This is a genomic window from Streptomyces spororaveus (genome assembly GCF_016755875.1).
Taxonomy (GTDB): Bacteria; Actinomycetota; Actinomycetes; order Streptomycetales; family Streptomycetaceae; genus Streptomyces; species Streptomyces spororaveus.
The window spans coordinates 505,947-532,427 of record NZ_BNED01000005.1; the positions used below are offsets into that span (position 1 = coordinate 505,947).

The window sequence follows — 26,481 nt, forward strand, 5'->3', positions numbered from 1 at the left end:
CGGCGAGCGGGCCACCGATAGGCTCGTGCACCGACCGGGGAGATGAAGGATCGATGACGTTGAACGAAGGCCTCCGGGTGAGGCTGGCCGCGGACGTGACGCTGACCGGTTCGGTCGCGGCGGAGGGGGAGGCCGTCGCGGGCTTCCTGGCGCTGGCGGCGGGCACCGAGGGCACGGTCGAACGGGTGGACGAGCACCAGCCGCGCAGCGGTGAGGACGTCCGCGAGTACGAGCGCCTGAAGTCGCTCCTCGACTCGTTCGGCCATCAGATGCCCGAGGGCAGCAGGGGGCAGCTCCAGGAGAAGGTCCGCGCGCTGGAACCCGCGTGGATCGCCTTCCAGGAGCAGAAGGCCCGCGTGACGGTCCGCGTCCGCTTCGACAACGGGTTCGTCCTCGACGGCGTGCACGAGGCACTCTTCACGTCCACCTGAGGCCGCCCCGGCCGCCAGAGGCCCCCAGAGGCCCCAAGCCCCAGAGGCCGCCGGCGCTCGCCCGGGTCCGCCTGGCCGCCGCACCCGGCGCGCGTTTCACTGGGAGGTGCCGTACAGAAAGCGCGCCCGCGGAGGACCCGCACCCGGGAGGTCCCGTGAACACGTACGTGTCGCCCCGCTTCGACCCCACCCGCGTCCCCCACCTGCTGGGATCCTTCGCGCCCGTGTCCGAGGAGGTCGACGTCGCGGACCTGGAGGTGACGGGCGAGCTCCCGGACACCCTGGACGGCCTGTACGTGCGCAACGGCCCCAATCCGCGGTTCACGCCGATCGGCTCGTACCTGTACCCCATCGACGGCGACGGCATGCTGCACGGCGTCCGGGTCTCCGGTGGCCGGGCCCGCTACCGCAACCGTTTCGTACGCACCCCCGCGCTGCTGGCCGAGGAACGAGCCGGGCGGGCCCTGTGGGGCGGGCTCGCATCGATGGTCGTCCCGGACGCCGACCAGGTGGGTCCGGAGCTCGCCGGCACCTTCAAGGACCTCCCCGACATCAACGTCGTCCGGCACGCCGGCCGCCTGCTGGCCCTCGCCGAATCGGCCTGCCCCTTCCGGGTCGACGCCGACCTCGCGACGCTGGGCCGCGAGGACTTCGGCGGGGCCCTGCCCGCCGGCATCACCGCCCACCCCAAGGTCGACCCGGTCACCGGCGAGATGGTCGTCTTCTGCTACGGCCTGGAGCCGCCCTACCTGACCTGGTCCGTCATCGACCGCGACGGCACGGTCGGCCGCGGGCCCACCCCCGTCGACGGGGTGGACGAGCCGATCATGATCCACGACATGGCCCTGACGGACCGCTATGCCGTCCTCATCCTCGCCCCGGCCTTCTTCGACCTCGACGCCGCCATGGCGGGCGGCTCCTTCCTGGCCTGGCGCCCTGAGCGCGGCACCCGGGTGGCGATGATCCCCCGCGACGGCGGACCGGTGCGCTGGGCGGCCGACGAGGCCTTCTGGGCGTGGCACACCGTGAACGCGTACGACGACGGCCCGGGCCCGTACGCCCCGGTGGTCCTCGACTACGTGCAGTGGAGCAGGCTGACCGTCGGCGCCCCGGAGGAGGACGCCGAACCGGCCGGCGGTGGCCTGGTACGGGCACGCCTCGACCCGGTCGCCGGCAGCATGGCCCGCACCCTGCTGGACGACTCCCGGGTGGAGTTCCCACGGGTCGACGACCGGCGCATCGGCCGGCGCCACCGGTACACCGCGCTGGCCACCGGTACCGGGCGGACGGAGCTGCTGCCCGGCGAGTACGACGCCGTGCGCTGGTACGACGGCGAGAGCGGCACCTCCCAGGTCTGGGCGGCGGGGAACCTCTCCGTCGGCGAGCCGGTCTTCGCCCCCGACCCCGGCTCCGAGGAGGGCGGCCACTGGCTGACCTTCGCCACGGACCGCACCGACGGCACGAGCTGGTTCCTGGTCGTGCCCGCGGAGGACCCCGCCTCCGGCCCGGTGGCCCGCGCCCGTATCCCCGTACGCGTGCCGCTCGGCCTGCACGGCTGCTGGCTGCCCACCGAGGAGTGAACCCGTCCGGCGTGCCCGCGCGGCCCGGCCGTGCCACGCTGTTTCCTGGCCTCGGGAGGAGACAGCCGCGACGAACGGAGCGCGCTGTGAGCAGAGCGATCCACCCCGCACCTCTACGGCGCGGTACGGCCGCGGCCTGTGCCGCCCTGCTGTTCGTGGCCCTCGCCTCGGGGACCGCGACCGGCGCGGACCCGACGCCGAGCCCGAGCCCGACCCCGACCGCGTCCACGCCGCCCCCGTCCGGTGACACGGGCCTCGGCGGCCTCGATCCGCGCATCACGGCGATCATGCGCAAGCCCGACTACCGCAACGCCCAGTGGGGCCTGCTGCAGACCGACCCGGACGACGGCCGCGTGGTGCACAGCCTCTTCCCCGAGCAGTTCTTCATCCCGGGGTCCACGGCCAAACTGATCAGCGTCTCGGGCCCGTGGCACACCCTCGGCGCCGACCACCGCTTCGTGACCCCGCTCTACGCGGTCGGCGAGCGCGACGGGGCCACCCTGACCGGCGACCTGGACCTCGTGGCCCAGGGCGACCTCACCATGGGCGGCAGGACCCGCCCCGACGGCACGGTCGCGTACACCGACCTCGACCACACCTACGCCAACGACTTCCCCGGCGCGACCCTCACCCCGGAGAACCCGCTCGCCGGGATCGACCAGCTCGCCCGGCAGGTGCGCGACTCCGGCATCACCCGCGTCGACGGGGACGTGATCGTCGACAGCCGGCTGTTCCTCCCCGACCCGGAGCTCGTCCCCACCCCGACGCCGCTGATCATCAACGACAACCTGATCGACCTCATGACCACCCCCGGGAACCGGCCCGGCGCGGACGCCCGGCTGGACTGGCGGCCCAAGGTCGCGCCCTACGAGGTCACCTCGGCGGTGAAGACGGTGGCTGCCGGGAAACCGACCGCGATCACGGTGACGGCCACCGACGGCGGCACCCGGATCCGGCTGACCGGAACGATCGCGGCGGGCTCCGAACCGCTGCTGCGCACCTCCCCGATCGGTGACCCGGCCGCCTTCGGACGCGTCGCGCTGATCGAGGCGCTGGAACGCACGGGGGTGCACGTCACGGCCGACCCGTCGGGCGCCAACCCGGCGGGGCGGCTGCCGCGCGACTACGACGGACGCCCGCGGGTGGCCGCGTACACCTCCCCGCCCTACGCCCAGTACGCCAAGCTGATCCTCAAGGTCAGCCACAACCTGGGCGCCAACCTGGGCATCTGCCTCCTCGCCGGCACCGCGCACAGCAACCAGTGCCCGGCCGGCTTCCCGGTGCTCGCCGACTTCCTCGACCAGGCGGGCGTCGACCGCGAGCAGGCGCAGCTCATGGACGGCCGGGGCGGCAATCCCGCCGACCGAGCCACTCCGCAGGTGCTGGTGCAGATGCTGGCGTACTGGCAGCGGACCCCGGACGCGCGGCTGTTCCGGGAGGCGCTGCCGATCCTCGGGGTCGACGGTCTGCTGGCCGAGAACTGCCGCGGCTGTCCGGCCCGGGGAAAGGTGTTCGCCAAGACCGGCGCGGCCGTCGGCGGCGACGCCCTCAACGACCGGCTGGCCGTGGGCGCCATCACCATCGCGGGCTACCTGGACAAGGGCGGCGGCCGCTACGACACCTTCTACGCGGGCGTCAACGGTGCCTCGACGCCGGGCGCCGACCCCACCGAGGTGCTGACCATCGCGAACGACCTCGCGATGATCGCCGCCTACCTCCAGGAGTCGTCCTCACCCTGATCCGCCGGACACGCCCTACGGCTGCGCCCAGGTGCGCAGCAGGGTCTCCCGTACGCGCGGCTCGGGGGTGCCCTCCGCGGCGTGCTCCCGGCCCCACTCCTCGACGGCCCGCGGGTCTGCCGTTCCCGCCACGAAGCGGTCGAGGAGGTCCTGGGAGAGCCGTACCTCCTCGGTGAGGTAGCCTCCGGCCGCCGCCGCGTGGACGGTCACCTCCCGCGTCCCTTCGTCCGTCTCCAGCCGCAGCCTCATCTCGGGCGGCCCCTCGCCGGCGAACTCCCCTCCGATCGCGGCCGAGAACATCGCCCCGAGGAGGTTCGCGGCACGGCCCACCGGGTGGTGTCCGGGCACGTCCTCGACCACCGCGGAACGCAGCTCCGCCCAGCTCCACGACAGGGGTGTGTCCGGGTCCGCGGCCTCCAGCCCGTAGGAGGTCAGCCGGACGCAGATCCCGATGGCGTTCGGCGGCGAACCCACGTACACCGCGTCCGGAGTGACCCAGAACAGTCCGACCATGGCCGCCACGCGCCGCTCCCTCGCTCACGCCTCCGACACCACCCCCCATCCATACCGCCCACCGGAATCGGACCGCCGCAGACACACCGCGAGGCCGCCGTACCGGGCGCGGGCGTAAATCGGTGGGGTCCGGCGGCCCGGTCTGCGAGCATCCTCGGATGGGTGCGATGGACGCGGTGGCCGAGAGGGTCGCGGGCGGAGCCACCGTGGAGTTCCGGCCGACCGGCTCCTCGATGGTCCCGTTGATACGAAGTCGTCAGCAGGTGGTGGTCGCTCCGGTCGACCCGTCGAAGCTGAAGGTCGGGGACATCGTCCTCGCCCGCGTCGCCGGGACGGTGTACCTGCACCTGGTGTCGGCGGTGGAGCCGGCCCGCAAGCGGGTGCAGATCAGCAACAACCGGGGCCGGGTGAACGGCTGGACCGGCCATGACCGGGTCTACGGCATCTGTACGGCGGTCGACGGTGTCCCCCGGGCCGGCGCCGCGGACAAGACGCGCGCGACGTAGGGGTCCGGCGCGCCCGCCCCGCACGGCACTGGCCACCTCGGTCGGTACACATGGACCGTTCACGGTGCGGAGAGGCCCGGGGCCGCTGGAACCAGGGCCCGGCCCCGGGCGTCGGCAGCCAGTGAAGCAGCGGCCGCGTGGCCGCGTCCCCTGGATGCGGCCACGGAAACTCCCGGGTCCGCAGGGGGCGTTGTCATGCGGCCCAGTCCGGCCGGGGCCGGGCCGCGCAGCGGTGAGCTCGCCGGCAGGTTCTCGTACGGCCGTGCTCCGGGCGCGGCACGCGACCGCCGTCCCGGCGCCGCGGCCGACCGCCGGTGGGCCGTTAGGGTGAAACCTGACCCTCCGTGAAGAAAGGCCCTGACGGCGCACTGTGACCGCATCACGCACGCACACCCTGTTCTCCTTCGGCACACTGATGGACGAGCGGGTCCAGACCGCTCTCTTCGGCGGAGCCGTCCCCACCTCCCCCGCGTCGCTGGCGGGCTACACCACCCGGCCCCTGAAGATCACCGATCCGGCCGTGATCGCCGCCAGCGGGCTCGACGTGCACCTGATCCTGGAGCGCAGGCTCGGCGCCTCGGTCGAGGGCTCGGTACTGCACCTCACCGACGAGGGGCTCGCCGCGGCCGACGCCTACGAGGTCGACGACTACGCCCGCCGACGTGTGGTCCTGTCCTCCGGCGAGAGCGCCTGGGCCTACCTGGACGCCAGGCCGCTGCGCCCGGCGGAGCGCATCGTCGTCGTGGGCGACAGCATCGCCTACGGACGCTGCGACCCGCGGGGCGGCTGGGCGGGCCACCTGGCGGCCGCCCACATCGCCGCGAACGAGGCCGAGCGCCGCCTGTTCAACCTGGCGGTCCCCGGCAGCACCCTCGCCGACGTCGGCGAGCAGACGCCCCCGCTGCTGGCCGCCCGCCGGCCCGACACCCTCCTGGTCGCCGCCGGCATCAACGACTCCGCCGTGCCCCTCACCGGCGCGGCGGCCGACGCCGGCACCGAGGCCGACGGGACTGCCGGCACCGCACAGATCGACCGGCTCACCGGCAGCCTCGAGGCGCTGGCCGCCGCTGCCCTCGACCACAACGCACGGCTCGTCGTCGCCGGGCCGTCCTGGCTCGACGAGAACCGCACCCGCGACTACGAGGGCCTGCGCTTCACCCGGGCGCGCGCACTGGCCCTGCGCGCCTTCCTCCGGGCCTGGTGCGAGGCGAACCACATCGACTACCTCGACCTGTGGGAGCCGCTGCGGGAGAGGACCGAGCTGCTCGTCGACGGCCTGCACCCCACCGCCGAAGGGCACCGGGCGCTCTACGAGCACCTCGACGCGCACGGGCGCTGACCACCTCACCGCCCGTGGTGATCTTGGCGAAGCCGCTTGTAACCCCCGGGAGCCACCGCCCGTCACCTGCGCGCAACAGGGACTTCCTACGTTGGACCGCAGCCGGACCGACCTGCACACGGCCGCAGCGGCCCGGAGCGGAACGGTGTCGGCCGGAGGCGCGAGGAGGTCTGCTGTGGCGGAGGGGGAGGCGGGGGCGAAGGCCGCGGCCGGACAGCAGGTGCGTACGGTGTGCTCCTACTGCGGCGTCGGGTGCGGGATCGTCCTGGACATCGCCACGGGCGGCGACGGGCGCCGTACGGTGGCCAAGGCCGCCGGCGACAAGCGGCACCCGGCGAACGCCGGGCGCCTGTGCACCAAGGGCGCGACGCACGCCGACATGCTGGCCGCGCCCGGCCGGCTGACCACCGCGCTGGTCCGCGGCGAGCGGGGCGCCGGGCCCGCTCCCGCCCCGGTGGAGGCGGCCGTCACCGAGGCGGCCGGGCGTCTGCGGGCGATCCTCGACGCGCACGGTCCCGACGCGCTGGCGCTGTACGTCTCCGGCCAGATGTCCCTGGAGGCCCAGTACCTGGCGAACAAGCTGGCCAAGGGCTTCCTGCGGACGAACCAGATCGAATCCAATTCGCGCCTGTGCATGGCGAGCGCCGGCAGCGGCTACAAGCTCTCGCTCGGTGCCGACGGACCGCCCGGATCGTACGAGGACTTCGACCGGGCGGACGCCTTCTTCGTCATCGGCGCCAACATGGCCGACTGCCATCCCATCCTCTTCCTGCGGATGATGGACCGCGTCAAGGCCTCCGGCGCCAAGCTCATCGTGGTCGACCCCCGGCGCAACGCCACCGCCGACAAGGCCGATCTGTTCCTGCAGATCCGGCCGGGCACCGATCTGGCCCTCCTCAACGGCCTGCTGCACCTCCTGGTCGAGGGTGGCTGGACCGACCCCGCCTTCATCGCCGAGCACACCGAGGGCTGGCAGGACATGCCGGCCTTCCTGCGGGACTACGCGCCCGACCGGGTCGCCCGGATCACCGGCATCCCGGAGGCCGACATCCGGCTGGCCGCCCGCTGGATCGGCGAAGCCGGCGAGTGGACGAGCTGCTGGACCATGGGCCTCAACCAGTCCACGCACGGCACCTGGAACACCAACGCGCTGGTCAACCTGCACCTCGCCACCGGCGCCATCTGCCGCCCGGGCAGCGGCCCCTTCTCCCTCACCGGCCAGCCCAACGCCATGGGCGGACGGGAGATGGGCTACATGGGACCGGGGCTGCCCGGCCAGCGCTCGGTCCTGGTGGAGGAGGACCGCGGCTACGTCGAGGCGCTGTGGGGCGTTCCGGCGGGCACCCTGCGCACCGACGTCGGCCGCGGCACCGTCGAGATGTTCGAGAAGATGGCCGCCGGTGAGATCAAGGCGTGCTGGATCATCTGCACCAACCCGGTCGCCTCCGTCGCCAACCGGAGCACCGTCATCAAGGCCCTGGAGACCGCCGAACTCGTCATCACGCAGGACGTGTTCGCGGAGACCGAGACCAATGCCTACGCCGACATCGCGCTGCCCGCGACGCTGTGGGCCGAGGCGGACGGCGTGATGATCAACTCGGAGCGCAACCTCACCCTGGTGCGGGGCGCCGCCGACCCGCCCGGCGAGGCCCTGCCCGACTGGCAGCTGATCGCCCGGGTCGCCTGCGCGATGGGATTCGCCGAGGCGTTCACGTACTCGTGCGCCGAGGAGGTGTTCGAGGAGCTCCGGCGGGCCTGGAACCCGAAGACGGGCTGGGACCTGCGCGGGGTCACGTATGAGCGGCTGCGCTCGGGTCCGGTGCAGTGGCCGGCCGCCCCCGGCGGCCCGGACCGCAACCCGATCCGCTACGTCAACGACGGGATCAGCCAGACCCCGGCCGAGCACCCGGACGGCGGCCGCCCCCGGCTGGTCTTCCCGACGGCGACGGGACGGGCCGTCTTCTTCGCCCGCCCGTACCTGCCGGAGGGTGAACTTCCCGACGACGACTACCCGTTCGTACTCAACACGGGCCGTCTGCAGCATCAGTGGCACACCCTGACCAAGACCGGCAAGGTCGCCAAGCTCAACAAGCTCAACCCCGGACCGTTCGTGGAAGTCCACCCGCAGGACGCGGCCTCGCTCGGTATCGAGGAGGGCGACGGGGTGGAGGTGGCCTCCCGGCGCGGGCGGGCCGTGCTGCCCGCCGTCGTCACCGACCGGGTCCGGCCCGGGAACTGCTTCGCCCCCTTCCACTGGAACGACCTGTTCGGCGAGTACCTCAGCGTCAACGCCGTCACCGACGACGCCGTCGACCCGATCTCCTTCCAGCCCGGATTCAAGATGTGCGCGGTGACCTTGACCAGAACACGGACCCCGGCCCCGGTCCCGGCCCCGGCCCCGGCCCCGGTGGCGGCCCTGCCCGCCGGATCCGGCGCGGAGGCCGGATCGGGACCCGGCCGCGGCGGCCCCGCCACCACCGTGTCGGCCCTCGCCGCGACCGCCCCCGCGACGACCGCCCTGGCCGTCCTGTTCGGGCTGGACGACCAGGCCCCGCCCGCCCTCTCCGACGGGGAGCGCCGGTACCTCGCCGGTTTCCTCGCCGGGCTCGCCTCCGCCCCGCCCGGCACCGGTGTCCCCTCGCTTCCGGCCGGCGCCCCCTTCGAAGCCGGGCACGCGCTCTGGGTCGACGGTGCACTCGCCGGTACGTACTCGCGTACGGCCGCTGCCCTGGTCGGCGCCTCCCCGACCGCTCCGGCCGCTCCGCCCGCCGACCCGGCCCCGCCGACCCGGCAGACCATGGTCCTGTGGGCCTCGCAGACGGGCAACGCCGAGGACCTCGCGGCCACCGTCGGAGCGGCCCTCGCCGGGCACGGCCTCCCGGCGAGCGTGCACAGCATGGCGGACCGCACGGCCGCCGCCCTGACCCCGGGCACCGATCTGCTGATCGTCACCAGCACCTTCGGCGACGGTGACGCGCCGGACAGCGGAGCCTCGTTCTGGGAGTCCGTCAGCGCCGCCGACGCACCCCGCCTCCAGGACGTCCGGTACGCGGTGCTCGCCCTCGGCGACTCCACCTACGACGCCTTCTGCGGCCACGGCCGCCGGCTCGACCAGCGCCTCGAAGAACTCGGCGGCCGGCGCCTCCTGCCCCGCGTGGACTGCGAGCCCGACTACGAGGAGCCCGCGGGACGGTGGCTGGAGCAGGTGCGCGAGGCACTCACGGCCGGCCCGGAGGCGGAGAGCACCGGGACGCGGCGGCGCGCGGCGGACCGCAACTCCCCGCACACCGCCCGGCTGTCCGGCAACCGGCTGCTCAGCCTGCCCGGGGCCGCCAAGGAGGTCCGCAGGTTCACCTTCGATCTCGGCGAGGACGGCCCGGCGTACGAGGCGGGCGACGCGCTCGGGGTGCAGCCGGTCAACTGCCCCGGCCTGGTGACGGAATGGCTGGCCGCCACCGGCCTCTCCCCGGACGCTGAGGTCGCCGTACCGGGCCGCGACCCCATGCCGTTCGCCGAGGCGCTCCACCGGCACCTGGACATCACCCGGCTGACACCCGACCTGCTGCGCTTCGTCACCGAGCACACCGGCGACCGCACGCTCAAGCGGCTGACCCGCCCCGACAACAAGGACGGCCTCGCCCGGTGGACGTGGGGCCGCCAGCCCGTGGACGTCCTGTCCGAGTTCCCGGTCCGGCTGAGCGCACAGGAGTGGACCGAGCGCCTGGGACGCCTCAAGCCGCGCCTCTACTCGATCTCGTCCAGCCCGCTCACCGACCCGCGTGCCGTCAGCCTGACCGTCTCGGTCCTGCGCTACGAGGGGCCGGCGGGCGGGCAGCGCAAGGGCGTGGCCTCCGCCTTCCTCGCCGACGCCGAACCGGGCACGCCCGTACCGCTGTTCGTGCAGAGTTCGGCGCACTTCCGCCCGCCCGCGGGCGCCGACACCCCGGCGATCATGGTCGGTCCGGGGACCGGCGTCGCGCCGTTCCTGGCCTTCCTCGAACACCGCCGGGCGCTCGGCCACCAGGGCGGGAACTGGCTGTTCTTCGGCGAACAGCGCCGCGCCACCGACTTCTACTACCGCGAGGAGCTGGCGGAACTCCACCGGCACGGCACGCTCACCCGGCTCGACCTGGCCTTCTCCCGCGACCAGCGGACCAAGGTCTACGTCCAGGACCGCATGCGCGAGCACGGCGCCCAGCTGTGGTCCTGGCTCCAGGACGGCGCCCACTTCTACGTGTGCGGTGACGCGAGCCGGATGGCCAAGGACGTGGACCGGGCGCTGCGCGAGATAGCCATGACGCACGGCGGCCTCGACGCGGACGAGGCCGCCGCGTACCTGAAGCAGCTGTCCGCCGCCAAGCGGTACGGCCGCGACGTGTACTGAGCGCGCCATCGGCTCCGCCGCCGCCGGCCACTCCCCCGAGCGCCGCCCGGACGAGCGCATCGCCCGGTTCATCGCCGAGGCCCTCGGCGACTCCCGGACCGTCCTCGACGTCGGCGCCGTCGCCGAGGACCTGCCTTTCGCCGACGGCGAGTTCGACGCGGCGATGACCCTGTTCGGCGTCCGTCAGTGGCCCGACGTACGGGCCGGGCTGCGCGAGATGCGGCGCGTGACCCGCGGGCCGGTGGACATCCTGACCTGCGACCCCGTCCTGGTCCGGGACTTCTGGCTGTACCGGTACGCGCCCGAGGTCCTCGACATCGAGGCCCTGCGCCACCCGACCGTCGAAGAACTGGCCTCGGCCCCGGGCGGATCCGGCACCGTCCGGACCGTGCCCATCCCCCTGGACTGCACCGACGGATTCAACGAGGCCTACTACGGCCGCCCTGAGGCACTGCTCGACCCGGCCGCCCGCCAGGCGTGCTCGGCCTGGAGCTTCGTCGACGACCGGGTCCGCGAGCACTTCGACACGACCCTCCGCGCGGACTGGAGTCCGGCGCCTGGGACAAGGAATTCGGCCATCTGCGCGGCAGGCCGACCTACGAGGGGTCGCTCGTGATCGTGCGCGCGACCCCGTGGGAAGAAGCGGAAGAAGAGGAAGAACGCGATGTCAGCACCCGACCGGATGGACGAACGGCTGCGCGCCCTGGGGCTGGTGGAGACCCAGCGCATGGCCGAGGCCCTGTTCGCCGGAACCGCGGCCCGCGGCCTGTGGCGCCGGGCCGCAGTGAACGCGAGGCGAGCGACCGGATCGGGGACCTGGCGAGGGAACTGTTCGGCCCGGCCGCGCGCCCGACCGGGCCGCTCGTACGCTCGGGCCCGCGCACCCTGCTCCCGTACGGCCCGGAGACCCCGGACCGGGTGATAGGCGAGGACGACTGTCGTCGTCGCCGAACTCGGTTCGGTGCTCGCGGCGTCCGGGGCGGGCTTCGCCTCGACCCTCGTCCTCGGCGAGGACCCCGACAAGCACCGGCTCGCCCTGGACATGCCGAGGATGTTCACCGCCTGCCGCGAGGCCCTGCTCGCCGACGCGCGCATCACGGGCGGGCGCCTGCACGCCGAGGTCCTCGCGCTCGCCGCCGAGTCGGGCTGGACGGTCGCCGGATGGCACTGCGGTCACCTGGCCGGGGCGGATCCGGCGGCCGATGGCCGGGCCGCACCCCCGGACGCGTACATCTGCGCGGAGAACGACCGTCCCCTGCGCCGGACCGTGGAGGGAGGCTGGCAGGCCCACTGGCTCCTGGAGATCCATCTGGTCGACGGATCCGGCGCTTTCGGCGGCTCGTACAAGCGGCTGCTGGACCTCGTCTGAACGGGGTCGGGCCCGGCAGTCGCCCGGCGGGCCGTCAGCCGGCCGTCAGGAGCAGGGGCGCCGCACCGCCGTCGGTCCAGTCCGGGGGGAGCGCGGCGAGCGCGTCGCCCACGGCGGCCCCCGGAGGAAGGCGGCGCCGTGCCCTTCGGTGATCCTGGCCCGCGCGCCGTCCCAGGCGACGGGCACCAGCCGGGTCGCTCCGGGTGCGGGCCGCGCCCGCCCGTGCACCGGAACGCACGGCAGGGGATCGAGGGTGCGCCCGGACAGGGCCGCGATCAGGGGGCCGAGCAGGGTGCGGGCGGCGACCAGGGCGGCGTACGGGTTGCCCGGCAGCCCCACCACCCAGCGGTCCGGGGCCAGTTCGGCGAGCAGCATCGGGTGGCCGGGCCGGCAGGCGACGGTGTCGACGACCATCCGCGCCCCGGCGGCCTCCAGCAGCCGTCGCAGCTGGTCGGTGGCGCCGACGGAGGTGGAGCCGGTGACCACGACGACGTCGGCGCCCCGTACCGCGCGCACGGCCCCGGACAGCCCGCTCCCCGATGCGCCGGCCGGCCCGTCGGGGACGTGACGCACCCCTTCGGTCTCGCCGCCGAGTTCGGCGACCAGGGCCGGGAGCAGTGGCCCGAGCGCGTCGCGCACCCTGCCGGGGCCCGGAACGCCCGTGTGCTCCAGCTCGTCCCCGGTGACCAGTACGCCGACCCTGGGGCGCGGCCGCACCCGCAGGCTGTCGTGGCCGCAGGCGGCGGCGAGCCCGAGCAGCGCGGGACCGATCCTGGTGCCCGCGGGGGCGAGTCGGCGGCCGGCCGGGGCGTCCTCGCCCGTACGCCGGATGTGCCGGCCGGGCGGCGGCACGGGGCCGGACACCCGGCCGTCGGCCGTGGTCAGTGCCGACTCCAGCGGCAGCACGGCGCGGGCTCCGGCCGGTACCCCGGCCCCGGTGGAGATCTCCACGCATTCCGCCGGGCCGAGTACGCCCGCCCAGGGTGCGCCCGCACGGACGGCGGCCCGTATCCGCCAGGGGCCGGTGCCGGACACCGCGTAGCCGTCCATGGCGGCCGTGTCGAAGCCAGGGAGCGGCTGGAGGGTGGCCAGGCCGTCGGCCAGGGCGAGTCCGGCGGCGTCGCGCAGGGGCACCGTACGGGCGGTCAGCGGGCGCGCCGCGCCGTGGGCCAGCAGCCGGGCCTCGGCCCAGGACACCGCCGGTTGCCGTGCCGGGATCCGGGGCGGCGCGGAGGCGGGGGCGGGGGCCGGCACGGGGGCGGAGGCCGGGGCGGGCGCGGTCGTCGGAGGCATGGACACGACTGTCGGCCCGGGGCGTTTCCGCCTCCCCCCGCACGGATTGCGGTTGGGCTCCGATCCGCTCACCTCCGGCGTACCGCCGGTGTGAACCCGCGCGTCCGCGCCCTGGACACAGCCGGGGCCGCGGGAGGATCAGGCGGAGGCGAGGGAGATCTCGGTCGACTTGATCAGGGCGACGACGGAGGTAACGGAGGCCAGGCCGAGGGCCTCGACGGCGCCCTTGGTGATCGCGGCGGTCAGGAAACGGAAGCGCAAGCACGTCTGTGACCCGCGTCATGGCCGAACGTACCCGATGAGGAATGGCGTCCGGGGCGCCCCCATCGCATGCGCCAACCGAATGGACGCAACCTCCTGGCGCATTCCGGAAAGGCCCGAAGTCCTCTCTCTTTCGGGGCCCTTCTCCTGCTTGACGTGGGACTTCCGACCCGGTTGGCCGAACCCGCACCCCGCCGGCCGGGATCGGCGAATTGCACATGCGGGCCTTTCGGTGCTCCATTGACAGTAAATGCCGCATCGTTTCCGCACCTCGTGCCGAGTGTGCGCGGGGTGAGGACGACCGGACCGGAGAACACATTCCGCCATGCGCTTCCTTCAGCACGTCCGACTGCGCCGGGCGGCCGCCGGTCTCCTCGGCGGCGCCCTCCTCGTTCCCGTCCTGGCCGCCTGCGGCAGCGGCGGCGGCACCGCGACCTCCGCGGCCGCGGCTCCGACCGCTTCCGCGTCGGGCTCCGTACCGGCCGCGAAGCTGACCGTGCTCGCCGCCGCCTCCCTCACCGACGTGTTCAAGACCATGGGGTCGCAGTACGAGAAGGAGCACCCCGGCACGAAGGTCACCTTCTCCTTCGCCGGTTCGCAGGAGCTGGCCGCACAGGTCAGGCAGGGGGCTCCGGCCGATGCCCTGGTCACCGCCGACACCAGGACGATGGACGGCCTCAAGGCGGAGACCGGGACCCCGACGGTGATCGCGAAGAACGAGCTCGTGATCGCCACCGCTCCGGGCAACCCCCACACGATCGGCTCCCTGAAGGACCTGTCCGATCCGAAGCTGAAGGTCGTCCTGGCGGCCCCGGAGGTCCCCGCCGGCCGCTACAGCCGGGAGGTCCTCGACAAGCAGGGCATCACCGTCGATCCGGTCTCGCTGGAGCCGAACGTACGGGCCGTGCTGTCCAAGGTGGAGCTGGGTGAGGCGGATGCCGGCCTCGTCTACACGACGGACACGACCGCGGCTGGGGGGAAGGTCGGCGCGGTCGGGATCCCGGACGACCAGAACGCCGTCGCCTCCTATCCGGCCGCCACGCTGAAGGCCACCAGGAACGCCGCGGCAGCGGACGCCTTCGTCCAGTGGCTGTCCTCGCCCGAGGCCCGGAAGACCCTCCGGGAGGCGGGCTTCCAGCAGCCGTGACCGTGCGCCGTACCGCCGGGCCCCGCCCGCCGCTCCTCCTGGCCCTGCCCGCGCTCCTCGCGATCGCGTTCCTGATGCTCCCGCTCGTCGGGATCCTCGTCCGCACGCAGTGGAGCGAGCTCCGCGCGCACCTGACCACACCCGGCTCCCTGGAGGCCCTGCGGCTCTCCCTCGTCGTGTCCTTCTGGGCACTGGGTCTCAGCCTGCTGCTGGGCGTGCCCCTGGCCTGGCTGCTGGCACGGGTCCACTTCCCCGGCAAGACCCTCGTACGGTCCCTGGTTCTGCTGCCCATGGTGCTGCCCCCGACGGTGGGAGGTGTCGCACTGCTGCTGGGCTTCGGCCGGCGCGGCCTGCTGGGCCCCTTCCTGGAGGACATTTTCGGGATCACCCTGCCGTTCCACACGTCGGGGGCCGTCGTGGCGGCGACCTTCGTGGCGATGCCGTTCCTCGTCATCAGCCTCGAAGGGGCCCTGGGCGGGCTGCGACCCGGCTACGAGGAGACCGCGGCCTCCCTCGGCGCATCCCCGTTGCGCGTCTTCTTCACCGTCACACTGCCGATGGTGGCCCCCGGCCTGATCGCCGGGGCCGCCCTCACCTGGGCCCGGGCGCTCGGCGAGTTCGGGGCCACGATCACCTTCGCCGGAAACCTGCCCGGCGTCACCCAGACGCTCCCCCTCCAGGTCTACCTGCTGCTCCAGGACGACCCCGAGGCCGCGACCTCGCTGTCCCTCCTCCTGCTCGTCGTGGCGATGGCGGTGCTGGTCGCCCTGCGCGGCCGCTGGACCTCCGGACACGCCGTACGGGACACCCCTCACGCGACGCCCGCCGAGGACCCGGCCGCCCGGGCCCCCGAGCCGGACCCGGCCGACGGCTCCGCACCGGCCGGCCGCTGGTCCCTGCATGCCGAGGTCACCGGGTTCACCGAGCTCACCCTCGACGCGGAACCCGGCACCACGATCGCCGTGGTCGGCGAGAACGGCGCCGGCAAGACCACCCTGCTGCGCGCCCTGCTCGGCCTGACCCCGCGGGCCCACGCCGCACTGCGGCTCGGCGACGACGACGTGACGGCCCTGCCGCCGCACCGGCGGGGCGTGGCCTGGGTCCCCCAGGACGGCGCGCTGTTCCCCCACCTGACCGCGCTCGGGAACACCGCCTACGGCCTGCGCGCGCAGGGCACCAGCCGCGCCGAGGCCCGCTCCCGGGCGCGGCTGTGGCTCGACCGGCTCGGCGTCGGCCACCTCGCCGAGCGCAGGCCCGCGCAGCTGTCCGGAGGCCAGGCCCAACGGGTGGCGCTGGCCCGGGCACTGGCCGCGCAGCCCCGTCTGCTGCTCCTGGACGAGCCGCTGGCCGCGCTCGACCAGACCACCCGGGCCCGGGTGCGGCACACCCTGCGCACCCACCTGGCCGGCTTCGGCGGGGTCTGCCTCATCGTCACCCACGACCCCGTCGAGGCCGTCTCCCTGGCGGACCGGGTCCTCGTACTGGCCCACGGTCGCGTCCTGCAGGACGCGCCGCCCGCGGAGGTCACTCGCAATCCGCGCTCCCCGTGGGTCGCGCGCATGCTCGGCCGCAACGCGTGGCCCGGGACGACCACGGTGGACGGGCTCAAGCTGGTCGCCGGCGGGTCCGTCGTGGTGGCGGAACCCGTGGCGGAGGGCTCCGAGGCCCTGGCCATCGTCGCGCCCGAGGCCGTCTCCCTCCACCGCGAGCAGCCGTCCGGCAGTCCGCGCAACGTCTGGCCGGGAACCGTCCGTGAGATCACGGCGGCGGGCAGCCGGCTCCGGGTCCTCGTCACGTCGCAGGCCGCCGCCGACGTCGTCTCCGAGATCACCCCCCAGGCGGCCGCCGAGCTCGCCATCGCCGACGGCACCGCGGTGTGGTGCAGCGTCAAGGCCACCGAGATCACCCTCGTACCCCTGTGACCCTCCACCCCGCAGCTCTCCGACAAGCGGGCACACGCCACGAGAACAGAGCAAGTTCGGCACGTGGGGGCCTCTTTGCGTTCCGGCCGCCCGTCTCACGGACCGGAGCGCCTCTGGCACATGCGGCCTCCATGTGGGCATGCTTGCGCAGATACAGCTCGAAACAGCCACACCAGCTCGAATGTAAGGACTGAGGTATGGCGGTAGTCGTCGTGCAGCAGGAGGCCGGGCGGGCGCCCACCGCCGTGAGCCGGGTGCTCGCCGCCGCGGGTCTGACCTCCCGGACCGTGCCGCTCGCGGACGACGCCGCCCCGTCCGCCGGCCTCACCGGGGTGGAGGGCCTGATCGTCCTGGGCCCCGCCGATCCGGCGCTCCTGCGGGAAGCCCTCGCCGCGGAAGTACCCGTACTGGCCCTGGAACCCGGTACGCGACTGCTCGTACGGGCGGCGGGCGACGCCCCGGGGGCCCTGCCCGACTCCACCCCCGACCGACCGCCGGTGGAACTCACCCGCGCCGCCGGTACCGACCCGCTGTTCGCCGGGTCCGCCCGGCCCTCCCCCGGCCTGCGACCGGCCCGCGACCCCCTCGAACTGCCCGCCGACGCCGTCGTACTGGCCTCCTGCGACGGGTACCCCGAGCAGGCGTTCCGGATCGGCGCCAGCGCCTGGGGCGTCCGCTTCCTGCCGCAGAAGCTCCCCCTGGACCCCTGGGGGGAGCAGCTCCTCGGCCGGTTCGCGACCCTCGTGGCGGCCCGCGCCGAACACACCGCCACCCGGGCCTTCTTCACCCGCAGGGCCGACGCCTGGGAGGAGCGGTTCGCCTACCAGACCCCCGCCTACGAGGCCGCGACCGCCCGGCTGCGACTGGCACCGGGCACGCGCGCGGTGGACCTCGGCTGCGGTACCGGACGGGCCATGCCCGCGCTCCGGGCGCAGGTCGGCCCCCGCGGGCACGTGCTCGGTGTCGACCTCACCCCGGCCATGCTGGCCGCCGCGGCCCGGCACGGCCGCACCCGCCACGGGGACCTCCTGGCCGCCGACTGCACCCGGCTGCCGCTGGCCCGCGCGTCCGTGGACGGCATCTTCTCCGCGGGGCTGCTCGACCACCTCCCGGACCCGGCCGCCGCGCTGCGCGAATGGGCCCGCGTGACCGCCGCCGACGGTGTCCTGCTGCTCTTCCACCCGTCGGGCCGCGCGGAGCGCGCCGCCCGGCACGGCCGCCCGCTCGACCCCGACGACCTCCTCGCCGAGGGCAACCTGCGCGGCGCGCTGGAGACCGCGGGCTGGCACCTGGACTCGTACGAGGACGCCCCCGGTCACTTCCTGGCCCGTGCGGTGGCGCGGGGCTGAACCGGCACGGCCGTGCTCACAGGCGGTGGATCCGCTCGATGCCGTACCAGTTCGAGACACAGACCGCGACCCAGTCCCGCCGGTAGTCGGACGTGAAGAAGGGCTCGGCCAGGCTTCCGATGTACAGGGGCTGGTACCCGAGGTCGCCGGCACCGGCCGCGGCCTCCGTCCGGATGCGGGAGTTCTGGGCGTCCCAGGCCACCGCCCGGGTGACCGTGGCGGTGGTCAGCTGTTTCACGCTCGGGACGAGTACGGCCAGCGACGCCAGGGTCAGGCCGGCCGCGACCACGACGCAGGCCGGCACGGCGACGGCTGCGGTTCCCGGGCGCGCCAGGAACCGGCGGGCCCACACCCCCAGCAGTACGCCGTAGGCGCACAGCGCCAGTTCCATCGGTACGAGATAGTTCGTCCAGGTACGGGCATACGTCCAGCCGGTCGGCCCGTAGCCGCTGCGCAGCCCCAGCACCACGGCGAACGAACCCAGCACCACCACGGGCACCGGCAGCAGCAAGAGGGCGACCAGTGTCCTGCGCGGGACGGCCGCCCGGCCCGGCTCCCGCTTCCCGGGCGCGGGCACGGGCGCCGCGAGCCCGGCCCCCAGGCCCAGCAGGACGCCGACGGCCGCGGCGCCGAGGTAGGCCCACTGACCGGTGACGGTGTCCCACATGTGCAGCCAGTCCTGGTAGGTACCCCGGAGTTCGCCCGCGGAGAGCATGGACTCCTTGGCTGGCTGCTGGGCGCGGCGCCATCGGGCGCCGGGGGACGTGAAGAGCACGATCAGACCGATGGCGACTCCGGAGCACCAGAGCAGGCACCAGGTGAACGGGTACCAGGTCCGCGCCAGTTTGAGGCGGGGCACGGCCAGCAGGCCCACGCAGACCGCGAGGAGTCCGCTGACGAGGGAGAACGACTCGCTCAGGGTGCCGATCGCGAAGCCGATGAGGAACGCCGCGGCGAAGCCGCCCGCGCGTACGGCGGCCCGCTCCTGCCGGACCGTCCAGATGGCCAGCAGCAGCGCCCACACCCCGATGACGCTCGGAATGGTGTGGGAGATGGTGGCCGGAGCCCACAGCAGGACCTGATAGCTGCGGGTGCCGCCGTAGTAGATCACGGCCTGGACGGCCAGGGCGGCGGCGACCAGGAGGAGCACCGGGGGTTTCACGCCGAGCGCCCGCAGGAACCGGATCCCGAGCAGGACCAGGCCGGCGGTGAAGGCGACGGCGATGACGGTGGGCAGGATCTTCACCCCGGCGAGTCCGTCACCGTAGATGATGCCGCTCAGGAAGGCGTTGGTGATCCGGCCGTTCTGGGTGGCGTAGAAGTCGTGCGTGATGCCGAGGACTCCCAGGTCGCGGGACTTCCAGGCGGCGCACCAGTCGTCCGAGGTGGGACGTACGTAGAGGCCGAGGAAGCAGCCGACGGCGATCAGGGCGCCGGCGGCCGCCACGAGGGAGCCGCCCGCGGCCGGCAGGAGCCTGCGGACGAACCGGCGGTTCCCCTCGGTCGGAGCAGTGCTCATTCACCCGTCCTTCGCTGCGGAGTGCGGCCGGAGCGACTTCCTCCGGTCACCCGGTCACCCCAATGTGCACGGTCGGCCGTGCACCGGCATCCGAGCGGAGAGCCGCCGGGCCGGGCCCGGGGCGATCCCGCCGTGCGCCCCGGGCGTCCTCGCCCCCGCCGAGGGACTTCGGCCCGTTGCTCCGTCCGTCGCACCGGCCCCGCTCCGTCCGTCGCACCGGCCCCGCTCCGTGCGTTGCTCCGTGCGTGGACGCGAGGCCTCCGGCGGGCCGTGCGTCACCCGGGCGGCGGGTATGTCGTGGCGGGCTCCGCACCACCGGCCCACGATGGGAGGTCCGGGGCCGTGCGCGCGCAAGCCCGAAAGAAGGAGTGGCGATGCCTGCTGCCCTGCTCGTCCGCTGGGCGGCCGTCACGGCGTCGGTCGCGAGCGTCGCCCTCCCGGTGTGTGTCGCGGCGAGCCCGGCCGGCCGACCCGCGGGCGGCGAGCGGCCGGTGTTCTTCGTCCGGCCCCTCGGGCACCAGAGCCTTGGCGATGCCGAGGGCCGATACGCGCCCCTGTCGATGCTCGTCGCCCCCACCGTCGGCCTCCTCTCCAACACCACCGCAGCCGAGGGCGTCACACCCGCCGTCGCCGGGGGCGCGCGGTACGTCGAGGGGAGCCATGTGCTCCGGCTGCTGTCCGGCCGGTGGAGGTACCTGCCGGTCGGCCGGACGGCGTCGGTCGTGGTGGCCCCGGAGGATCCGGCGGCCCGTCTGCGGATCGCGGAGAGCCGCGCCTGGCTGGCCGCGGGCCGGGTGCCGGGCGGCTCGCCGGCCCGGCGGGCGGCGGCCGAGCGGGCCCTGCTGGCGATGCGCGCCCTGCTGCGGCCCAACGGGGCCATGGCGGCGGGCTGGTCCCCCGGCTGGATGTACTCCTGGCCGCGCGACTCCAGCTTCGCCTCCGCCGCGTTCGCGCACACCGGCCACGACGCCGAGGCCTACCGGATCCTGCGCTACAGCGCCGCGACCCAGCGCGCGGACGGTACCTGGGACGCGCGGACGGAGCTCGACGGATCCGGCCCGCCCGACGCCAGGCTGTGGCAGCTCGACGCCAACGGCTGGGTCCCCTGGGCCACCTGGCAGTGGTACCTGACAGCGCCGCCCGCCACCCGCCGCGCCCGGCTGGCCGCCCTCTACCCGATGATCCGCAAGGCGGCCGACCGCGCCGCGGCCTCCCTGGGGGCGGACGGGCTGCCTCCGGCCTCCCCGGACTACTGGGAGGTGATGACGACCACGACGAACATCGGTACGGCGGCGCCCCTGCTCGCCGGGCTCAACGCCGCCGCGGACCTGGCCGGCGAGCTGGACCGGCCGGCGGACGCGGCCCGCTGGAGCGGCGCCGCCGGGCGGCTCTCCACCGGCATCTCCAGGAGGTTCGCCCCTCTCGGCTATCAGCGCACCGTCGACGGACGGCACGGACGGGACAGCGCGGTGGCCTTCATGGCGCCTCCCTTCAACGCGGCCCCGGCCGGTCTGCCCCGGGCGCTGGACACCACGTACGAGGCGCTGCTCCTGCCCAACGGGGGGCTCACCCCCGGAAACGACCCGACGGCGCCCTGGGGCGCGAACGCCTGGACCCCCAGCACCTCGTTCTTCGCCCTCGCCTGGGCGGGTACGGGGCGGACGGCGCGGGCCGGGCAGGTGCTGGACTGGGTCCTCGCGAAGCGGAACGCGCTCGGGGAGCTGCCCGAGAAGGTGGACCGGGCGGGCAGGCCCTCGTCGGTCGCACCACTGGCCTGGACGGGATCGATCGTCGTCCTCACCCTGGTGGCGCTCGACGGCGGGGTGCTCCCCGCGCCGCCCCTGAGACCGTAGGGGGTGTCCTGCCGGTCAGCTCCGCGGCCGTCGGACCGAATCCGTTCCGTCACCGGGCGGCGGGGCGGTGCGCAGGCGCTCCAGCTCGGTGAGGAGGCGCTGGTAGGCGCGCTTCTCGGCCGCCACCGCGTGCGCGAGCGCGGGGTCGCGCGGATCCTGCCGGGCCCGGGCCTCGCGTGCGGCGGTGACGCGGAGTTCCCTCGCCCTGTCGAGTTCGTCCATCGCCTCGACGGCTCCGGCGTCGAGCAGCTTGTGCTCCAGGACCTGGGTGAAGGCCCGCTCCGTCGGCGCCGCGAGCGTGTCGAGGTCCTCCGCGCAGCTCTCCGGGGTGTCCGTCTCCGCGCAGGCCTCGTCGAGACCACGGGAGAGCGACCCGAGGGCCTTCCCCAGTTCCGGATACCCCCGGTCGGGCGCGGTGTCGTTGCCGCACCCGGCCACCAGGGCCGTGCAGGCCGCGAGGGCGGCCACGGCGCGCATCGTTGCGGGTCCCCCGCACAAGCGACGGCACGAGAGGAGAGGAGGGGTCATGAAAGCCCCGATCGCCCGTTGGTCCGAGTGCGCCGGCACCAGCAGCGCGAGGTGGTCCGGCTGCCATCGTCGCCCGCCCCGATCCGCCCTGCCACCCGGCGGCCACGGCCGCCCGGGTGTGCGCGGCGCGGGTCACCGAGGGGGCTGTCCCCCGGCGACGGCCGAGCCCGGACGTCCGGCCTGGGCGAGCGTCCAGGGCTGGACCGCCCGGTGCCACGGGGCGGGGGTCCTGCTGCCGGCCGGTGTGGCGCCGCCGGCGGGGACCGTCGTGATGACGTGGAGATCGGCGTCCAGGCCGAGCGCCGCGGCGACGGCCGAACCGGCTCCCTCGGCCACCCCGGCCGGGGCGCCCGTGTACAGCATCTGGGACTCCTGCCAGGGCTGCGGACCGTCGGTGGCCGCGACGCCGACCGTGCCCGCGCCCGCCCGGCCCGCGAGCAGGTCGCCCGCGATGCCCACGGCGCCGTAGCCGCCCAGGCCGCCGGCCTCGGCGACCGGGGAGAACTCCGGCGCGGGTCCGCCCGCTCGGGCCAGGCTCGTGGCGACCGTGCCGATCCCGGGCCGGCGGAAGAAGAGGCGGACGCCGTCGCCCTCCGCGCGCACGGAGAGCGTGCCCGTCGTCTGGGGCAGTCCGGTCGGGACGGGGCCGCGGAGGGGGGTGCCGGGTGCCGGCTGGACCCAGGCCAGTACGGATCCGGCCGTGGCCGCGTACACGTGGCGCCGCCCGGAGTCGTCGGTCGCGGTGACCGGATCGCCCTGGAGGCCGGCGCCGCCCAGGGCCTGCCAGGCCCCGAATTCGCCGCCCGGGGTCTCCTGTGCCCGGGCGCGCAGCGTCCGCCGGGAGTCGCGGACGTACACCGTCATCCGGCCCTCGGGGTCCACCACCACGGACGGCCCGCTGATCGCCGAGGTGCCGGACCTGTCCACGGTGTCCGGGGTGCCCAGCGACTGCCACGGGCCGAATCCGCCGTCGACCGAGCTCTGGACGGCGTAGACGACTTCCCGGCCGTACTCCTGGGGCGTGGCGCCGAGGGTGGTGCGGGTGGCGAACACGCCGATCCGGCCGTCCCAGAGGCGGACGGCCGCCGCCCCGGAGTCGATGCCGTCGCCGGGCAGGAACTCGGGGCCCTGCCACAGGGCCTGGGGGCCGCTGCGCGACCAGTACGCCATCCGGCCGTCCAGCGCGGCGAAGGCCCACAGGCGTCCGGAGACGCCCTCGGTCATCCAGGAGGTGCCGTCGCCGCGGCTGTAGCGGATGGTCCGGTTCCAGCCGGCGCCGGTGGGCCGGGTCGCGGTCTTGCGGTCGCCGCAGCCGGCGGGGCTCCCGCACCAGTCCTGGTGGTCGGTCCAGGCGTAGGTCTTGAGATAGCCGAGCTTCTCCTCGGCCGTCTGCGGGTCGAGCGTCGGGGGCAGCGAGCTGTTCGGGTAGCTCACGTAGTTCTGGACCGAGAAGTGCGGCCGGTCCGTGGTCTTCGCGTAGCGCTCGGCGGCGGCCTGCACGAAGCGGGCGCCGTACATGTGGTCCTGGTGGTCGAGGAAGGCGCCGCCGCCCTCCGCCCTGCCGGGGGTCGGGTCCTGGGTCCGTATCGTCGTCGGCCGGTACGCCTCGAACACGCCCGCTATGGCGGCCACGGCCTGGTCCTTGGTGTAGGAGAACGAGTCCTTGACCGGTGTCCCGGAGGTCAGCTGGGCGCCCAGGGCGGGGGTCCGGCCGTCCCACAGGCCGCGCAGGCTCTCCGGGTTGTCCCCGGAGATGCTGCGGGCCTCGCGCAGCTCCATCCAGACGAGGTTGACCTGGGGCCGGGCGACCAGGACGTCCACCTCGGCACTGCCGCCACCGGCGGTGGGTACGGACGTGCGCTGCCAGGCGCCGGCGCGGTCCCCGGTGGCCATCTGGGCGTAGGCGGCGCGTATGCCGTTCTGCCGGGCTTCCGCGTAGGCGGCGCGGTCGGCGGGTCCGGCGGCGTCCTCCAGGTGCGGGCTGTGGGCCTCGTTCCTGCCGTCGGACTCACCGGAGGTCAGGTAGACGGTGGTGACCTTGATGCCCGTCGATATGGAACGGCTCAGGTCGGGGTTCATGAAGAAGAGGTCGTCGTCGGGGTGCGCGACGATCTGGAGGGCGGAGCCCTCGGTCACGCTCGGGGTGACCAGCACCTTGGCGGCGGCCTGCAGGTGCTCGGTCCCGTGTCCGTAGGCCCAGGCCGTAATTCCGGCGGTGCCGACGGAGAACGCGGCGAGCAGGGCCGCGAGTCGGGTGCGGCGGGCCAGGGACATGTACGGCGCCTTGAGGGTCGGTCCGGTGCGGCGAGCCGCCGGGGAGGTCGATCGGTGTCCCGATGGCTCCACTGCTTCCGGAGACGACCGGGGCCGATTATGTCCCGCACGCTGAAGGCTGACACACCATCAAGTCGCTTATGAGAACAAAGGGAGTTGTGGGAAGAAGAGGGCGATTTGGCCCATTTTGCGATGCTTGCGCGATTGGCCCGGAAAACCGGCCTGAACCGGCGTTTGCCCTGGCCACCCGCGGGTTGTGGGGGATCGCGACGGCCGCCGCGCGCGTCGGCTTCTTCGTCACCGACCCCCACAAGTGGCGCATTCCACACCTCCGGCCGACCGGTGCCGACCGTGACGCAGCTCTCACCGGACGACGGGGCGGCCCCGGAGCCCGGGCGGCTCGGCCTCCCCGGCTTTAACATGGACGGAAGCGACCGAAAGAGCCGAAAGAGCCGGGCCGGTGAATCCCCGGCATTCCGCCCGGGGGGATCGAGTCGTTCGAACGGCCCTGAGGACGGTCGATGCCCATGAAGCGCATTACGGCATGGCGCTCACGCAAGGGAATCCCCGCCGTCGCCACCGTCGTCACCCTGACCGCCGGATGCCTGCTCACCGGGGCCGCGGATCCCGCCGGGAAAGCGGCCTCCTGCCCCACGGCACCCCCGGACAGTTTCTGGCACGCCCCCGTGGACAGCCTGCCCGTGCACCCGAAATCCGGCCAGTACGTCGCCTCGATCGGCGCCGCCGAGCCGCTGCACCCGGATTTCGGATCGGGGCTCGCGGAAGGCCGCCCCTTCGGCATTCCCGTCACCGTCTCGGACACGACGCTGCCGGAATCCCAGGTGTCCCTGGACTACGCCGAGGAGAGCGACACCTCCGGGTACCGGATCCCGCCGGACGCCAGGATCGAGAACGGTCCGGCGAGCGACGGGGACCGCCACGTCGTCGTCTGGGACAAGGCCCTGTGCAAGTCCTACGAGCTGTTCGACGCGAAGCGGCAGGGCGGCAACGCCTGGCACGCCGGCTCGGGTGCCGTCTTCGACCTGCGGTCCAACGCCCTGCGGCCCGACGGATGGACGTCCGCCGACGCCGCCGGTCTCGCCATCCTCCCCGGCCTGGCGCGCTACGACGAGGCGGCCGACGGGCGCATCGACCACGCGATCCGCATCACCGTGCCCCGCTCCGACCGGAGCTACCTCTGGCCCGCGAGGCACCAGGCGGGCGCGGCGGCCGACGGCTCGCTGCCGCCGATGGGGCTGCGGCTGCGGCTCAAGAGCTCGGTGGACACCTCGCAACTGGCCCCGCAGGCCAAGGCCGTGGCCGACGCGCTCAAGAAGTACGGCGCCATCGTCGCGGACAACGGCTCGGCCTGGTACATCACCGGCGAGGAGAGCCCCGGCTGGGACAATGCCCAGCTCGACGGGCTGAAGGACTTCAAGGGATCGGACTTCGAGGCGGTCGACGCGTCCGGACTCCAGCAGTCACCGGACTCCGGAGCCGTCGCACCGCAGTGACCCCCCGCGGCCGCTCGTCACGCCCGCTGCACGGGGCAGGGCCGGTATGCGAGGCGCGGTACCGCATCCGGGTCCGCCGCGCCTCGGCCTTCCCGTCCATCGGCAGGACCCGGATGCGGCGGCGCCGCGCCCTGACGCGCGGACACCCCGGTGATCACCCCAACGGGTCCTTAAGACGCCTGGTCGTTCCCGCCGCCTGCCGGTTCCACCGCTCCCGCCCGGGGCTCGCTCCCTCCCAGGTCCAGCCGGAACGGGGGGTACTCGTCCGTCATGAGGGACGCGTAGACGAACACCCGCAGCATCCAGCGCACGAGCCCGACGAGGAGGTCGAACAGACCCCTCGGATAGCTCCCGGTGCACGTCAGGATCACCACCGCGACCAGGGAGAGCAGACCGACGAGACCGGAGGAGAACGGACTGTAGTCGTCGAAGGACTGGTACGCCCGCCAGCCGCCGGTGAACAGCAGCATGATCACGAGCAGCTGCGGGATGACCAGCAGCCACTTGACCAGGACCAGCCCGCGGGACAGCTGCTCCGGATAGACCAGGTCGACGCGGATCGGGTAGCCGGGCGTCTCCCGGAGCGTGAACGGCGGGTACTCGTCGGTGGCCATCACCGCCGAGCAGTAGTAGGTGACGCGCGTGTTCCAGCGTATGACGCCGACATTGAAATCGAAGAGTCGCCGCGGATAACTGCCGGTGATGAGGATGCTGAAGAACGCGATGATGCTCAGCAGCAGGAAAGCGATCTGCAGGACGGACAGCACGATGTAGTGCGGGATGGCGAGGATCCACTTCACCAGCCACTTCCATCGGGTGAGCCGGGGATCCAGCGTCGCTTCGACGCTCAGGGGATGGGCGGGAGCGGTAGACATGACGGGCACGTCCTTTCTCTGCGGGGCCGTATCACCATTGGGCCCCGGCGCCCGAAGCCCGTCATGACACGGAATCGCGTGGCAG

Annotated in this window: 20 protein-coding genes and 1 pseudogene; 14 read left to right on the forward strand and 7 right to left on the reverse strand. The window is 74.1% G+C overall.

The genetic code is table 11. The features are described from left to right. The first annotated feature begins 53 nt into the window (after positions 1-53). From Sspor_RS04985 to dacB, 3 genes are all read left to right on the forward strand, one after another. A complete protein-coding gene (locus tag Sspor_RS04985) occupies positions 54-431 on the forward strand; it encodes a hypothetical protein (protein WP_202197950.1) in 378 nt (125 codons plus the stop codon). Positions 432-598: 167 nt separating this feature from the next. Further along, positions 599-2,011 carry a carotenoid oxygenase family protein gene (locus tag Sspor_RS04990; protein ID WP_202203484.1) on the forward strand — a complete coding sequence of 471 codons (1,413 nt, stop codon included), beginning with the start codon at positions 599-601 and terminating at the stop codon, positions 2,009-2,011. Positions 2,012-2,097: 86 nt separating this feature from the next. Next, positions 2,098-3,750, forward strand: coding sequence for a D-alanyl-D-alanine carboxypeptidase/D-alanyl-D-alanine endopeptidase (gene dacB, locus Sspor_RS04995; protein WP_237403670.1), 1,653 nt, complete (start codon positions 2,098-2,100; stop codon positions 3,748-3,750). 15 nt (positions 3,751-3,765) lie between these two features. Here dacB and Sspor_RS05000 read toward each other — a convergent pair whose 3' ends face one another. Continuing rightward, positions 3,766-4,272 carry a hypothetical protein gene (locus Sspor_RS05000; RefSeq protein WP_202197951.1) on the reverse strand — a complete coding sequence of 169 codons (507 nt, stop codon included), beginning with the start codon at positions 4,270-4,272 and terminating at the stop codon, positions 3,766-3,768. A gap of 149 nt (positions 4,273-4,421) precedes the next feature. Here Sspor_RS05000 and Sspor_RS05005 point away from each other — a divergent pair, with 149 nt between their 5' ends. From Sspor_RS05005 to Sspor_RS41295, 6 genes are all read left to right on the forward strand, one after another. Then, positions 4,422-4,769 carry a S24/S26 family peptidase gene (locus Sspor_RS05005; RefSeq protein ID WP_202197952.1) on the forward strand — a complete coding sequence of 116 codons (348 nt, stop codon included), beginning with the start codon at positions 4,422-4,424 and terminating at the stop codon, positions 4,767-4,769. 370 nt (positions 4,770-5,139) lie between these two features. Beyond that, positions 5,140-6,108 (forward strand): GDSL-type esterase/lipase family protein, encoded by a 969-nt coding sequence (locus Sspor_RS05010; protein ID WP_202197953.1) that lies wholly within the window; start codon positions 5,140-5,142, stop codon positions 6,106-6,108. Positions 6,109-6,283: 175 nt separating this feature from the next. Further along, positions 6,284-10,492, forward strand: coding sequence for a bifunctional nitrate reductase/sulfite reductase flavoprotein subunit alpha (locus Sspor_RS05015; protein WP_237403671.1), 4,209 nt, complete (start codon positions 6,284-6,286; stop codon positions 10,490-10,492). 163 nt (positions 10,493-10,655) lie between these two features. Further along, a complete protein-coding gene (locus Sspor_RS05020) occupies positions 10,656-11,108 on the forward strand; it encodes a class I SAM-dependent methyltransferase (protein WP_237403672.1) in 453 nt (150 codons plus the stop codon). A 48-nt stretch (positions 11,109-11,156) separates the two neighbouring features. Continuing rightward, a complete protein-coding gene (locus Sspor_RS41290) occupies positions 11,157-11,414 on the forward strand; it encodes a hypothetical protein (RefSeq protein WP_308295764.1) in 258 nt (85 codons plus the stop codon). Positions 11,415-11,453: 39 nt separating this feature from the next. After that, complete coding sequence (locus Sspor_RS41295; protein ID WP_308445519.1) at positions 11,454-11,861, forward strand: hypothetical protein; 408 nt, start codon at positions 11,454-11,456, stop codon at positions 11,859-11,861. Between the two features lie 45 nt (positions 11,862-11,906). Here the strand turns inward: Sspor_RS41295 and Sspor_RS05030 are convergent, their stop codons facing one another. Next, entirely contained in the window at positions 11,907-13,154 is a 1,248-nt protein-coding gene (locus Sspor_RS05030; RefSeq protein WP_237403673.1) for a molybdopterin molybdotransferase MoeA, read from the reverse strand. A 138-nt stretch (positions 13,155-13,292) separates the two neighbouring features. Beyond that, positions 13,293-13,400 (reverse strand): annotated as a pseudogene (locus Sspor_RS05035) (TOBE domain-containing protein); the annotation flags it as partial. A gap of 340 nt (positions 13,401-13,740) precedes the next feature. On the opposite strand from Sspor_RS05035, the gene modA reads away from it, so the two are divergent. The 3 genes from modA to Sspor_RS05050 all read left to right on the forward strand — a co-directional run bounded on the left by modA (position 13,741) and on the right by Sspor_RS05050 (position 17,833). Continuing rightward, the gene (gene modA / locus Sspor_RS05040; protein WP_202197954.1) at positions 13,741-14,562 is read left to right on the forward strand and encodes a molybdate ABC transporter substrate-binding protein; all 822 of its coding nucleotides are present in this window, start codon (positions 13,741-13,743) and stop codon (positions 14,560-14,562) included. A 2-nt stretch (positions 14,563-14,564) separates the two neighbouring features. Beyond that, a complete protein-coding gene (locus Sspor_RS05045; RefSeq protein WP_237403674.1) occupies positions 14,565-16,484 on the forward strand; it encodes an ABC transporter permease in 1,920 nt (639 codons plus the stop codon). 197 nt (positions 16,485-16,681) lie between these two features. Further along, positions 16,682-17,833 carry a methyltransferase domain-containing protein gene (locus tag Sspor_RS05050; protein ID WP_202197956.1) on the forward strand — a complete coding sequence of 384 codons (1,152 nt, stop codon included), beginning with the start codon at positions 16,682-16,684 and terminating at the stop codon, positions 17,831-17,833. A gap of 16 nt (positions 17,834-17,849) precedes the next feature. On the opposite strand, the gene Sspor_RS05055 is transcribed toward Sspor_RS05050, so the two are convergent. Beyond that, positions 17,850-19,352 (reverse strand): DUF6056 family protein, encoded by a 1,503-nt coding sequence (locus Sspor_RS05055; RefSeq protein WP_202197957.1) that lies wholly within the window; start codon positions 19,350-19,352, stop codon positions 17,850-17,852. Positions 19,353-19,726: 374 nt separating this feature from the next. On the opposite strand from Sspor_RS05055, the gene Sspor_RS05060 reads away from it, so the two are divergent. Beyond that, positions 19,727-21,205 (forward strand): glycoside hydrolase family 15 protein, encoded by a 1,479-nt coding sequence (locus Sspor_RS05060; protein ID WP_202197958.1) that lies wholly within the window; start codon positions 19,727-19,729, stop codon positions 21,203-21,205. Positions 21,206-21,220: 15 nt separating this feature from the next. Here Sspor_RS05060 and Sspor_RS05065 read toward each other — a convergent pair whose 3' ends face one another. Together Sspor_RS05065 and Sspor_RS05070 are read right to left on the reverse strand one after the other, a co-directional pair. Then, a complete protein-coding gene (locus Sspor_RS05065) occupies positions 21,221-21,673 on the reverse strand; it encodes a hypothetical protein (RefSeq protein WP_202197959.1) in 453 nt (150 codons plus the stop codon). Between the two features lie 192 nt (positions 21,674-21,865). Next, positions 21,866-24,007: a PIG-L family deacetylase gene (locus Sspor_RS05070; RefSeq protein WP_202197960.1), complete on the reverse strand. Its 2,142-nt coding sequence runs from the start codon at positions 24,005-24,007 to the stop codon at positions 21,866-21,868. Positions 24,008-24,534: 527 nt separating this feature from the next. Between Sspor_RS05070 and Sspor_RS05075 the strand changes: the two genes are divergently transcribed. Further along, positions 24,535-25,521: a hypothetical protein gene (locus Sspor_RS05075; RefSeq protein ID WP_202197961.1), complete on the forward strand. Its 987-nt coding sequence runs from the start codon at positions 24,535-24,537 to the stop codon at positions 25,519-25,521. A gap of 170 nt (positions 25,522-25,691) precedes the next feature. Here Sspor_RS05075 and Sspor_RS05080 read toward each other — a convergent pair whose 3' ends face one another. After that, positions 25,692-26,396 carry a DUF4389 domain-containing protein gene (locus Sspor_RS05080; RefSeq protein WP_202197962.1) on the reverse strand — a complete coding sequence of 235 codons (705 nt, stop codon included), beginning with the start codon at positions 26,394-26,396 and terminating at the stop codon, positions 25,692-25,694. Positions 26,397-26,481: the final 85 nt, after the last annotated feature.

Coding starts and splice junctions, on each gene's coding strand:
- Sspor_RS04985 (WP_202197950.1), top strand. CDS start 54: ATGACGTTGAACGAAGGCCTCCGGGTGAGGCTGGCCGCGGACGTGACG.
- Sspor_RS05005 (WP_202197952.1), top strand. CDS start 4,422: ATGGGTGCGATGGACGCGGTGGCCGAGAGGGTCGCGGGCGGAGCCACC.
- Sspor_RS05020 (WP_237403672.1), top strand. CDS start 10,656: ATGACCCTGTTCGGCGTCCGTCAGTGGCCCGACGTACGGGCCGGGCTG.
- Sspor_RS41290 (WP_308295764.1), top strand. CDS start 11,157: ATGTCAGCACCCGACCGGATGGACGAACGGCTGCGCGCCCTGGGGCTG.
- Sspor_RS05030 (WP_237403673.1), bottom strand. CDS start 13,154: ATGCCTCCGACGACCGCGCCCGCCCCGGCCTCCGCCCCCGTGCCGGCC.
- modA (WP_202197954.1), top strand. CDS start 13,741: ATGCGCTTCCTTCAGCACGTCCGACTGCGCCGGGCGGCCGCCGGTCTC.
- Sspor_RS05050 (WP_202197956.1), top strand. CDS start 16,682: ATGGCGGTAGTCGTCGTGCAGCAGGAGGCCGGGCGGGCGCCCACCGCC.
- Sspor_RS05055 (WP_202197957.1), bottom strand. CDS start 19,352: ATGAGCACTGCTCCGACCGAGGGGAACCGCCGGTTCGTCCGCAGGCTC.
- Sspor_RS05060 (WP_202197958.1), top strand. CDS start 19,727: ATGCCTGCTGCCCTGCTCGTCCGCTGGGCGGCCGTCACGGCGTCGGTC.
- Sspor_RS05070 (WP_202197960.1), bottom strand. CDS start 24,007: ATGTCCCTGGCCCGCCGCACCCGACTCGCGGCCCTGCTCGCCGCGTTC.
- Sspor_RS05075 (WP_202197961.1), top strand. CDS start 24,535: ATGAAGCGCATTACGGCATGGCGCTCACGCAAGGGAATCCCCGCCGTC.
- Sspor_RS05080 (WP_202197962.1), bottom strand. CDS start 26,396: ATGTCTACCGCTCCCGCCCATCCCCTGAGCGTCGAAGCGACGCTGGAT.